The organism is Nostoc sp. CENA543 (genome assembly GCF_002896875.1).
GTDB lineage: Bacteria > Cyanobacteriota > Cyanobacteriia > Cyanobacteriales > Nostocaceae > Trichormus.
Genome location: NZ_CP023278.1, coordinates 6,113,039 through 6,125,441, shown reverse-complemented (window position 1 = coordinate 6,125,441; position 12,403 = coordinate 6,113,039). Strand labels below are relative to the sequence as shown.

At 41.3% G+C, this 12,403-nt stretch carries 9 protein-coding genes and 1 pseudogene; 5 read left to right on the top strand and 5 right to left on the bottom strand.

What is annotated here, in order from left to right:
- Positions 1-90: 90 nt before the first annotated feature.
- Positions 91-1,380 (bottom strand): homoserine dehydrogenase, encoded by a 1,290-nt coding sequence (locus CLI64_RS25700; protein ID WP_103139877.1) that lies wholly within the window; start codon positions 1,378-1,380, stop codon positions 91-93.
- Positions 1,381-1,524: 144 nt separating this feature from the next.
- Positions 1,525-2,769 carry a ferredoxin--NADP reductase gene (petH, locus tag CLI64_RS25695; protein ID WP_103139876.1) on the bottom strand — a complete coding sequence of 415 codons (1,245 nt, stop codon included), beginning with the start codon at positions 2,767-2,769 and terminating at the stop codon, positions 1,525-1,527.
- 801 nt (positions 2,770-3,570) lie between these two features.
- On the opposite strand from petH, the gene CLI64_RS25690 reads away from it, so the two are divergent.
- The 4 genes from CLI64_RS25690 to pcrA all read left to right on the top strand — a co-directional run bounded on the left by CLI64_RS25690 (position 3,571) and on the right by pcrA (position 11,099).
- Entirely contained in the window at positions 3,571-4,575 is a 1,005-nt protein-coding gene (locus CLI64_RS25690) for a phosphoribulokinase (protein ID WP_103139875.1), read from the top strand.
- A 338-nt stretch (positions 4,576-4,913) separates the two neighbouring features.
- The gene (gene metK, locus CLI64_RS25685; RefSeq protein ID WP_103139874.1) at positions 4,914-6,188 is read left to right on the top strand and encodes a methionine adenosyltransferase; all 1,275 of its coding nucleotides are present in this window, start codon (positions 4,914-4,916) and stop codon (positions 6,186-6,188) included.
- 743 nt (positions 6,189-6,931) lie between these two features.
- Complete coding sequence (locus CLI64_RS25680; RefSeq protein WP_103139873.1) at positions 6,932-8,647, top strand: ATP-binding protein; 1,716 nt, start codon at positions 6,932-6,934, stop codon at positions 8,645-8,647.
- A 130-nt stretch (positions 8,648-8,777) separates the two neighbouring features.
- A complete protein-coding gene (gene pcrA, locus CLI64_RS25675) occupies positions 8,778-11,099 on the top strand; it encodes a DNA helicase PcrA (protein WP_103139872.1) in 2,322 nt (773 codons plus the stop codon).
- A gap of 168 nt (positions 11,100-11,267) precedes the next feature.
- Here the strand turns inward: pcrA and CLI64_RS25670 are convergent, their stop codons facing one another.
- A complete protein-coding gene (locus CLI64_RS25670; protein WP_103139871.1) occupies positions 11,268-11,453 on the bottom strand; it encodes a hypothetical protein in 186 nt (61 codons plus the stop codon).
- 148 nt (positions 11,454-11,601) lie between these two features.
- Between CLI64_RS25670 and CLI64_RS25665 the strand changes: the two are divergent.
- Positions 11,602-11,787 (top strand): annotated as a pseudogene (locus CLI64_RS25665) (S4 domain-containing protein); the annotation flags it as partial.
- Here CLI64_RS25665 and CLI64_RS25660 read toward each other — a convergent pair.
- Both CLI64_RS25660 and CLI64_RS25655 read right to left on the bottom strand, forming a co-directional pair.
- Positions 11,783-12,058, bottom strand: coding sequence for a DUF2442 domain-containing protein (locus CLI64_RS25660; RefSeq protein WP_103139870.1), 276 nt, complete (start codon positions 12,056-12,058; stop codon positions 11,783-11,785). The pseudogene CLI64_RS25665 and the gene CLI64_RS25660 sit on opposite strands and share 5 nt — an antisense overlap.
- A gap of 3 nt (positions 12,059-12,061) precedes the next feature.
- Entirely contained in the window at positions 12,062-12,322 is a 261-nt protein-coding gene (locus tag CLI64_RS25655) for a DUF4160 domain-containing protein (RefSeq protein ID WP_103139869.1), read from the bottom strand.
- Positions 12,323-12,403 lie beyond the last annotated feature (81 nt).

Genomic DNA, 12,403 nt, shown 5'->3' with positions numbered 1-12,403 from the left:
GGGAAGTGTGGGGAGAGAGGGGGAAAGATTTCTTCCCTCTCCTCCCACACCTCCCACCCCTCCCACACTTCCTGCTTGCCCAATTCCCAATTACAACACCCGCAAAATGCTGGGAACGCTATCAATTGCGGCTAAACTCTGGATTTCTGCGACGGCTTGGCGGAAATCGCCTTCTTTTACGTCATGGGTGACAACTACGATCTCTGCTAAGTCTCCTTGAAAACCAGTCTGCACAATAGACTCTATACTCACGCCATGATTGCCAAAGCAAGTTCCCAATTTACCGATGACTCCCGATTGGTCTTGGGTGAGGAATCGGGCATAAAATCGAGTTACGAGGTCTGATATGGGGGCAATTTGGCAATAATCCTCATGTCTACAAGTTAATAGAGGATTGGGTGCGGCGGTATTACTTTTTACAGCAGCTACTAGACTCAAAATGTCGGAAGTCACCGCACTAGCAGTAGCACCTTCACCCGCACCAGGGCCAAAGAACATCACCTGACCGATGGGTTCTCCTTCTACCAGAATGGCATTATAAACACCGTTAATGCTGGCTAAGGGATGCGCCTTGGGTACGAGGGTGGGATGAACTCTGATAGATAATTGGGCAGCATCGCTGACTTTATTAGTAGCGATCGCTAGTAATTTAATCACAAATCCCAATTTTTCGGCATAGGCTATATCAGTTTTACTAACTTGGCGAATGCCTTCACAGTGAACGTCTTGTAAATGAATCCGACCGTCAAAAGCTAAAGATGCCAAGATGGCAATTTTATCTCCAGCGTCTAAACCATCAACATCTGCCGTAGGGTCAGCTTCCGCGTAACCTAAGCGTTGAGCATCCGCTAACACATCAGCAAAGTCGCTACCTTCTGTTTGCATCCGCGTCAGGATGTAGTTGGTAGTACCGTTGACTATACCAGTGACGGTATGAATGCGGTTCACACTTAAAGCTTGTTTTAAGGGTTGAATGACTGGAATCCCACCCCCCACCGCCGCCTCTAACATGACGTATAAGCCTGCTTGATTGGCAGTGGTGAAAATTTCTGCCCCAAAGCGAGAAATGGCAGCTTTATTGGCGGTAACAACGTGTTTACCGTTTTTCAACGCTTGGAGGATGAGCGATCGCGCTGGCTCTAATCCTCCCATCACCTCGACTACAATATCTACTGCGGGGTCATTGACAATTGCTGCTAAATCTGTAGTAATGACCTGTGCAGGTAATTGTACATTACGGGGTTTATCGAGCGATCGTACGCCCACACGATAAATTTCAATTTCTTGCAATAACGGATGACGACCAGCTGCGTCTTGCAGCAACTTTACCGTTCCTGTTCCGACTGTACCTAATCCTAAAATTCCCAGCTTTACACCCACAAACTTCCACCCAATTTTACCAATAACAATTGTAGGGTGAGTTATTCACCCACCCTACAGATTATCGTTTGTTAGTTGTTTTTGTCAGTCGTCTCAGTCTTATGCTGTGGACTATCGACTCATAACTATTGACTAATTACTAACTTAGTATGTTTCAACGTGCCAACGGCCTGCTTTCTTGAGTTCCTTTTGATAGTCACTCCAGGTTATACCTTCTTTAGCAGCAGCAGCAGTTAAAGCAGCATCAATCCCGTCTTCCATACCGCGCAAACCGCAGATGTAGGTGTGGGTTTTTTCGTTTTTGATCAATTGCCACAGTTCATCAGCGTATTCTGCTACGCGGTCTTGAATGTACATTCTACCGCCTTGGGGATTTTTTTGTTCCCGGCTGATGGCGTAGGTCAAGCGGAAGTTATCGGGATACTTCTGCTGCATTTCTTCCAATTCTTCTTTATATAGAATGTTAGGAGTTGTGGGAACGCCAAAAATCAACCAAGAAAATCCTTTAAATTGGTAATCTGGGTTAGCAGCTCTTTCTGCATCCTTAAACTGCCGCCACAGGTAAGCACGCATGGGGGCGATACCTGTACCAGTAGCCATCATAATGACGTTAGCTTCTGGGTCATCGGGTAACAGCATTTCTTTACCCACTGGCCCGGTGATTTTCACATCATCCCCAGGTTTTAACTGAGTGAGGTATGTAGAGCAAACACCGTAGACTGTTTCACCAGTTTCTGGATGCTTGTATTCTAATTGACGCACGCACAGTGAAACTGTCTTATCATCAACATCATCACCGTGACGAGTAGAGGCAATAGAGTACAGTCTCAGCTTTTCTGGCTTACCATTTTTGTCTAGACCAGGGGGAATAATCCCAATACTTTGACCTTCGATGTACTTTAAATTACCTTCGGAAAGGTCAAATTTTAGGTGCTGAACAATACCAATCCCGCCTTCCTTCACTAACGTTTCGTTAGAAATACACTTACCAATAAATGGTGCATTGGGGCGGTAGGTGTTTACGGGAACGTCAGCGTGGGCTTTTTTGGCTTTCGCTTGAGTCATGGTGTTGCCTTTGTTGTCCTTATTCTTCTGCTGTTCTTCAGCTGGTTCACTTTTTGCTGTTACAGGTGTGGCTTTACCATTGAGTTGCTGTAGCCCGCTCACGGATTGAATGCTCACAATCTTACCGCCTAAGCGAGTGATACGCTGCATTTCTTGATTCATGCGGTTGTAAGGCACTCTAATGAACACACTGCCACTTTTACGAATAGGATAGTTCGTTTGATCAGTTTCTTCACTCTGACGCAGACCCACCACTTCGTAAACGAAGATGCGGCTACCTGATTCTCCATTGGCAGCACCTTCAAAAGCACCTTGATTGAACATTCTTTCTACCACTCCGATACTTACTTAACCGTTTATCAAAAAAACTTTTCCCATCACAAGCTAGCTTTAGTTTATCGGATCTGGTGTTCCTAAAACTAGCGTTTTGAGAAAGTGGCACTAAGTAAATAATGCCCAGCATTGATACACTCACTAAGGATATAGGGGCTTCAGTAGTGGAAGTAATATACACACCCGCTTAACTTCTAAGGTTAGAGGATAAGTCTTGGGCATAATGTTAATAATGAGTCAATTTAATCTTTTCTTCTATGCTGCTTTGTAATTGGGCATCGAAAATGGGGCATGATATTTTTCTTTTCCTGCTCTCTTCTCCTGATCCCCAATTCCCAGTCCCCAGTTCCTAGTTGTTGAGAGTAAATCTTGTATGGGTTACATCATTCTGTTAAAATCACCTGTAACACTAGGATTAAATACTTACCCTTCGTCAACATTCAGATACTCAGATGACCGACAGCCTTACATAAAGTAGCTGTCATCATATCTGCTCAGTAGTTCTAAAATGAGACGAAAAAGTAAATAAACTTCAGCACCTTCTGCTGTTTGACAGCCAGTGGAAGTAAAACTAAAACGCTTGTGGATTCGGTCTGATGAGGACTAAATTCTGCTTTGATTTAGTCTAGTTAAGAGGATGAGAAGCAAGAATCTCTGGAATTTGTTTCAGGAGAGTGTCACAGGTGGCTTAAGTAGCAAGAACGCAGGATAAACCAAACGGGTAGACTCCTGGCTTCACATTCTGCTGTGAAAAAAATATTGATTGACACATTTAGTTTTTAGAGGAGATTTATGACAAGTAAGCCGGAACGCGTGGTACTGATTGGAGTAGCCGGAGACTCTGGGTGCGGTAAATCTACGTTTTTGCGTCGGTTGATCGATTTGTTTGGCGAAGAGTTTATGACAGTCATCTGTTTAGATGACTATCACTGCTTAGATCGCAAACAACGTAAAGAAACCGGGATCACTGCACTTGACCCTAGAGCCAATAACTTTGACCTGATGTATGAGCAAATTAAGGCTCTGAAAGAAGGTCAATCGATTAATAAGCCGATTTATAACCACGAAACCGGCATGATCGATCCCCCAGAGATCGTAGAACCAAACCATATTGTTGTGGTTGAGGGTCTACACCCCCTGTATGATGAACGGGTGCGATCGCTGCTCGATTTTAGCGTTTACTTCGACATCAGCGATGAAGTAAAAATTGCCTGGAAAATCCAACGCGATATGGCAGAAAGAGGCCATCGCTATGAAGATGTCTTAGCCGCTATCAACTCCCGTAAACCCGATTTCCAAAAATACATCGAACCCCAAAGAGAATTCGCCGATGTAGTCCTGCAAGTATTACCTACCAACTTAATTAAAAACGATACAGAGCGTAAAGTTTTACGGGTACGGATGCTACAACGGGAAGGCAAAGAAGGATTTGAACCAGTTTATCTGTTTGATGAAGGTTCAAGCATTCAGTGGACTCCCTGCGGACGCAAATTGACCTGCTCTTACCCAGGTATGCAACTATACTATGGTTCTGACGTTTACTATGGTCGTTACGTCTCTGTGTTAGAAGTAGATGGACAATTTGATAACTTAGAAGAAGTCATCTACATCGAAAATCACCTCAGCAAAACATCCACCAAGTACCAAGGTGAGATGACCCATCTGTTGTTACAACACCGTGAGTATCCTGGTTCTAACAATGGTACTGGTTTATTCCAAGTGTTAACAGGTCTGAAAATGCGTGCTACTTACGAACGTTTAACATCAAAAGAAGCTCAGATAGCAGTTCAAGTTTAAAACAGCAGTGTTTGTGTCAAAAATCTAGGGGTTACTCACGAGTAACCCCTTTTTTTGTAGATATACGGGCAATTTTACATAGTAAATACAAATTACTGTAATCCGCTCCACAAAAATGTAACTTTGCTAACAAATTGAGCAATTATCATCATTTGGGCAGGGGAAATTGGGTATTTAATTTTGAACTTTGGATGTTGGATGGATTTAAGCTCTTTACGACTAGTTCACGGAAAGTAACTAATGGATGTGTCAATATTGTTATGATTTCAGTAATTAGTAGCTGCACTAAGTATTGAGACTTTAGTCAGTGAAAATACTATTACAGGGGGAATACTCTATTGTCTCGACGTTATTTATTTACTTCCGAGTCAGTTACCGAAGGTCATCCTGATAAAATCTGTGATCAGATTTCTGACACGATTTTAGACACCTTACTCGCACAAGACCCCTCTAGCCGAGTTGCCGCAGAGGTAGTGGTCAATACTGGCTTGGTGTTAATCACTGGTGAAATCACCACCAAAGCCAATGTCAATTATGTCAATATTGCCCGCAAAAAAATTGCGGAAATTGGCTACATTAATGCTGACAATGGCTTTTCTGCTAACAGCACTAGTGTGATTGTGGCTTTAGATGAACAATCACCAGATATTGCTCAAGGTGTAAACACAGCCCAAGAAACCCGCCAGCAAGATAGTGATGAACTATTTGATTCTATTGGTGCTGGTGATCAAGGGATTATGTTTGGTTTTGCTTGCAACGAAACCCCAGAATTGATGCCCTTACCTGTGAGTTTAGCGCACCGCATTGCGCGCCGACTCGCCGCAGTGCGTAAAACGGGAGATTTGTCCTACTTACGTCCTGATGGTAAAACTCAGGTGACTGTTATTTATGAAGATGGTCGTCCTGTCGGGATTGATACTATTCTGATTTCCACTCAACACACAGCTACCATTGGTGATATTACCGATGAGGCCGCAGTGCAAGCCAAAATTAAGCAAGACCTGTGGACTGCTGTAGTTGAACCTGTGTTTGGCGATTTGGAGATTAAACCAGACCAAGACACACGATTTTTAGTCAACCCCACCGGTAAATTCGTCATTGGTGGGCCTCAAGGTGACTCCGGTTTGACGGGACGCAAAATTATTGTAGATACCTACGGTGGTTATTCCCGACATGGCGGTGGTGCTTTCTCTGGTAAAGACCCCACAAAAGTAGACCGTTCTGCCGCTTATGCAGCTCGTTATGTAGCTAAGAATATTGTGGCGGCTGGGTTGGCAGAAAAATGTGAAGTACAGTTAAGTTATGCCATTGGTGTAGCGCGACCTGTCAGCATTTTCTTGGATACCTTCGGTACTGGTACAGTCGATGATGAAACCTTACTGGAACTAGTCAAACAAAATTTTGAACTACGTCCGGCGGGAATTATTCATGCTTTCAACTTACGTAACCTCCCAAGTGAAAGAGGCGGACGTTTTTATCAGGACGTTGCAGCTTACGGTCACTTTGGACGCAATGATTTAGATTTGCCTTGGGAACGTACCGATAAAGCTGAATTTTTGAAGCAAGCAGCTAGTCAGGCTATGTCAGCTGCGATCGCTCAAGCTTTAAAGTAGAGAAGCATCCTACTCTACAAAAGATTTAAACAATCATTAATCTACCCTCTGCTGAGTTTCATGCTCAGTAGAGGGTTTTCTGCTACTCATATGTGTTCCAAGATAACTGATTAAAAGCCTAAATTACGCTCATTGGTAGAAAAATTGCCGATATTGATGATAATATTTGCTGTATCCCAAAAAAAAGTTTTGTTCTTGTTCCTATTGTCTTGCTAGTCTTGCACTTTAGAACCGAAACAGTTTAGTGAAAAGTTCCCTACTTGCGTTTGATATTAAGTTTTCCTGTGCTGAATGTGTTCAAAGTCCCCGTAAAGTAAAATAGCCCAGTTGGATGGCGGTGCATTTTGAAGAATCAGTCTTTAAAATGCTAATTGGGTGACACTAAGTTACCGAGGAGAACTACCAAGACCTTAGCTCGGAGATAGAAAAAATGGGTTAGAGTAAGGTATCATCATACCGCCATGAAAATTTGGCTGAAAACCATAGAGGAGAATAACCTGCTCCTAGAAGCAATTGTGTTAGTCTACTGTCAACCAATTAAGCACGATATTATACACAAGTTAATATTCGTGTAAAAATTCGTATCAAAACTAATTGAATTTCAGGAAGTCATGCCAATTATCTAGAAGCAATTTGTTGCACTTGTTATCAGAGAAAATAATGTAAAGTGTTGATCAACATGGCAGTAATTTTACAAGTAAAACTTATTTAATAATTGTTGGGGGAGGAGGGAGATTTGAGGGATGCAAACTCAACAGCCAATCCCTGTGGAAAGCAGTTTAGAAAGCGAACAAGTGTCAATAGAAGAGACATCCAACAACGATGAACTTCCAACGATAGAATTTCCCTCACGGGGGAAACTCAAAGCTAGTTCTTGGCGCATACACCAAAAAATTGGCTATGGTTATTTTGTGGCCATTGGTATTGGCTTTTTCGGTTCACTCACAGGATTAGTCATTGCTAATTACTATCGTGGGAAAGAAATTAGGGAATTCACCCAAGCACAAGAACAACGACAATTATTGAGTGATTATAAAGAGGCAGTGGTCAATGCACAACTGCACAGCTCTCATATTGTGGCGTTTCTAGAAGATGGACAACGACTCCCAGCCAAAAAGGCAGAATTCCTGCAAAATGTAGAGAGAGCTAGGAAATTAGAGCGCAGAATTGACAAGTTTATTAATAGTAAGCCGACTAAAAAGTTAGCTGCAACTAGTGCTAATTTACAGGCTTTATTGCAAGATTATGCCTATTACTTAAAATCTTATGTTGATCAAATAGAGGCTGTATTAAAAGACAGTAATCAACAGCAAGGATCTGTAACAAGAGATAGGCTGTTACAAATTATGCGCGGTCAAACAGCAGTACAGTTAGACCAACTAGCAGAAAAATTAAGTAATATTTTACGCACAGCTGAAGAGCAAGAACAAATACAACAAAATGGTGTAGAACAGGCTAAAGGCGTAGAGCGAATAATTGTGATGGTGAGTATGCTGGTGTCAGTAGCGATCGCGGCCATTATAGCTTGGCGCACCAGTCGCGCGATCGCAGAACCAGTAATTATTGTCACCCAAGTCGCCGAACAAGTCGCACGCAAACATAATTTTGACTTACGCGCACCAGTTACCACGGAAGATGAAATTGGCTTATTAGCAAAATCTTTAAATCGGTTGATTGAGAGAGTATCAGAACGCACCAAGGAATTAGAACTAGCAAAAGAACAAGCAGAAGCCGCTAGCAAAGCCAAAAGTAGATTTTTAGCCAACGTCAGCCATGAATTACGTACACCCTTAAACGCAGTTATTGGCTTAAGTCAACTCCTCCAAGATGATGCGACTGACATTAACTTATCACCAGAATTTATCACCGACTTAGAAACCATTAACTCAGCAGGGAGACACTTACTAGAACTAATTAACGACATCCTCGACTTATCGAAAATTGAAGCCGAGAAAATGACTCTCTACCCAGAGACATTTGAGATTATGACGTTAATTAATAACGTAGTCCTCACCGTCAAACCTGCCATTGAAAAAAATGGCAATGTTTTGGAAGTATATTGTGATCCACACTTAGGTACAATGTACGCAGATCAAACCAGAATGAGGCAAGTCTTGTTCAATCTCTTAAGTAACGCGGCGAAATTTACCACCAACGGCAAAATTAAGCTGATAGTAAAAAATGATTTGCAAAATGCTTCCTTAGAAGCACCCCTGGGAATGATTACCTTCACAGTCAGTGATACAGGAATTGGGATGTCTCCCACACAACAGCAACAGCTATTCCAGCCTTTTATCCAAGGTGATACCTCAACCACGAAAAAGTACGGTGGGACAGGACTGGGTTTAGCTATCAGTCGCCACTTTTGTCAGATGATGGGTGGGGAAATTTTAGTGCAGAGTCAAATAGGAGTTGGTTCTACTTTTACTGTGCATCTGCCGTTGACGGTACAGGAGTAAACTGGGGAATGGGGAATAGGGAATAGGGAATTGGGAATCGGGAGACAAGGTAAACAAGATAGACAAGGCAAACAAGATAGATTATATTTCCTATGCCCCATGCCCCATAGCCAATGCCCAAACTCACACCATGACTACTAACATCGATTTTCTTAGCCACTTAAACCCCAGTCAACGCCAAGCCGTGGAACATTATTGCGGCCCTTTGTTAGTGGTGGCTGGTGCGGGTTCTGGTAAAACACGCGCTTTGACTTACCGGATTGCTAACTTAATTCTGAAACATCGGGTTGCACCGGAAAATATTTTGGCGGTGACTTTTACGAATAAAGCCGCCAGGGAAATGAAAGACCGGATTCAACGGCTATTTGCTGAACAGTTGGCTATCACAGAACATGGTCAACGGTTAGATTTATTGCCAGAATACGAACAAACGAAACTGCGATCGCGTGTTTATAAAAGTATAATTAAAGACTTGTGGTGTGGTACTTTCCACAGTCTATTTTCGCGGATTCTCCGTTTTGATGTTGATAAATATCAAGATGAAAAGGGGAGAAAGTGGGATAGGAATTTTTCGATTTTTGATGAGTCTGATGTCCAGAGTTTGATTAAGGAAATTGTCACTAAACAATTAAATTTAGACGATAAGAAATTTGAACCCCGTTCTGTCCGCTACGCTATTAGTAATGCCAAAAACCAAGGCTTATCACCAGAAGAATTTGAAAAAGAACAGCCTAATTATCGGGGACGGGTGATTGCTGATGTTTACAACCGTTACCAAGACAAACTAGCAGAAAACAATGCTCTTGATTTTGATGATTTGATTCTTGTTCCTACGAGATTATTTCAACAAAACGAGCAAATCTTGGGTTATTGGCATCGGAAATTTTGCCATATTTTGGTTGATGAATATCAAGATACTAACCGCACTCAATATGAATTGATTCGTCTATTGGTCACTAACGGGGAAAATAATAAAAATGATTGGGATTGGCGAAATCGCTCAGTTTTTGTTGTGGGTGATGCTGACCAATCTATTTATAGTTTTAGAATGGCAGACTTTACAATTTTGCTAGAATTTCAGCAAGACTTTGGTGATGGTTTGCCTGATGAAGATACACGCACAATGGTGAAGTTAGAAGAAAACTATCGCTCTTGTGAAAATATTTTACAGGCGGCTAATGAACTAATTGAAAATAACACCCAACGGATTGATAAAGTCCTGAAGCCGACACGCGGCGCGGGAGAACAGATTTATTGCTACAAAGCCGATGACGAACTAGTAGAAGCTGATTTTGTGATTAAACAAATTCGCTACTTAGAAAATCAACACCCCGAATTGAATTGGGGAAGTTTTGCTATTTTATATCGTACTAACGCCCAATCTCGCCCCTTTGAAGAATTATTAGTCAGGAATCAAATTCCCTATACAGTAGTGGGTGGGATGAAATTTTATGACCGCAAAGAAATTAAAGATGTCTTAGCTTATTTAAGAGCGATCGCCAACCCATCTGATACAGTCAGTTTATTACGAGTTATTAATACACCCCGCCGGGGAATTGGCAAAGCGACCATTGATAATTTAATGAATGCGTCTCAACAATTGGGTACAACTCTTTGGGAAATTTTAAGTGATGAAACCTCAGTTAATACTTTAGCTGGACGTTCTGCCAAATCTGTCAATAACTTTGCCCAAATGATTAACAAATGGCAAAATGAAATCGCCACTGTTCCCGTTTCTGAGTTGGTGATGGGGGTATTAGACGATTCTGGTTACGTGCAGGATTTGCAAAGTCAAGGTACAGATGAAGCCGAAGACAGAATCCAAAACGTCCAAGAACTTTATAACGCTGTGCTGCAATTTCAAGAAGAAAATGAAGACGTTTCTTTAACAGCATTTTTACAAAGTACCGCTCTCAGTTCCGATTTAGATAACTTAAAAGAGGGACAAACCGCAGTTTCCTTGATGACTTTACACGCCTCTAAAGGGTTGGAATTTCCTGTAGTCTTTTTAGTGGGGTTAGAACAGGGATTATTTCCCAATTATCGCTCCATGAATGACCCAGCCGCCTTAGAAGAAGAACGGCGTTTATGTTACGTAGGAATTACCCGCGCCCAAGAAAGGTTACATTTATCCTTTGCGCGAGAACGCCGCTTATATGGTTCACGCGAACCCGCATTGCGATCGCAATTTCTCGATGAGTTACCCACAGAACTATTAGCACACCCCCATCAAAGCCGACAAACTTACACAAAAACTGCTCAAACTAACGGTAAGCAAGCAACGACAACAAATTGGCAAGTAGGAGATAGAGTATTACATAAAACCTTCGGCATAGGTGAAATAACTCATATCTTTGGTGAAGGGAATAAAGTTTCTGTCGCCGTGAAATTTGACAGTCTAGGAAAGAAGATTATTGACCCCAGGGTAGCGCAGTTGCAAAAGCTAGACTAATATTTCCCACACTCCATACCCTGGAGATTTATTTTTTAATTCTGATGAAAAATTAGGAATAATTGAGTGCAAATATTTAGATATTCTTGATGCAAAACGCCAATTTTGAATTTGTAAATTGGCTATTCTTGGAAACTAGTTAAAACCTATTTCATAAGTTGGGAGCAGTTAATCTCGGTAGGACTCAAAAACGATGCTTTCTGCTATGCCTTGATGTTGTATGATATTTTCCGTCCAAATATTCGGTTTTGTTTCTAAAAAAGTCACGAGGACTTTACTTTCAGTAATACCTTGTGGTGTTTCAGTCAGTTCAATTTGTCCATTTTTATAAATTCCCTCAACAGTTTTAAGCATTCTTGTTTATTTCCCGTGTCAGTTTCCCTATTAGCTAATTCCATTGTAGTTTCTACAAGCAATGAATATTAGTTTTTACTTTCATCTATAAATATTCGTAAAATACAATATTGAGCATTTACCTTCAATCATGGGAGAATTAAGTTAATTGGTGAAGCAGCGACTAGATACATTATTAGTAGAGTTAAATTTATGTAATTCCCGCGCTTTAGCACAGAGGCTAATTCAGGCTGGGGAAGTGATGGTAAATGACCAGGTAATTGATAAGCCTGGATGTGAAGTTGATGCTGCTGCTCAAATTAGAATTAAGGAGCGATCGCAAATTTTGACTAAGTTTTGGCAATTTGATAATTACTGATTGCTTCTCCAGTAATTTCAGCATAAAGTACATCAGGGTCAAAATCTGCGCCATTTTCCCAACAAATAGTTCCCCATTCCGGGTTGATTTTTACCTGTTTGAAATAGTCAATATTTTGTAGCGGTGCGAAAACCCCTGTAAAAGAAATTAACTTACTAATATCAATAATGCCTTGTTGGTTGTCTTCAAATCTAATGTATAGTTGATAACCTTCTCTCGGTTCAACTGCAATAATATCTTTGAGCATGACTTACTCCAATGGTTCGATTTTCTCTACAGGATCATTGACTCTAGCTTTTTCCCAATTATTCATCAATTCTGTTTTATGTAAATTTGCCCATTCAACTACCAGTGCTAATACTCTGGAGGAGAGTTTACCCTCTAGTATCGATAAAGTTTCGATATCAATAATTGCTTTTTGTTGATTATAGCGGACGTGAAAATGTGGCGGTGGATGATCGTTATAATACATAGTGATAATAATTCCAAAAAAGCGGCTAATTTCTGGCATTAGTTCACCTCTATGACTAGCTGATCACGACTATTAACATACCAAAGAAGCGATCGCCTACGGTGGGGCGGAGCATTACGG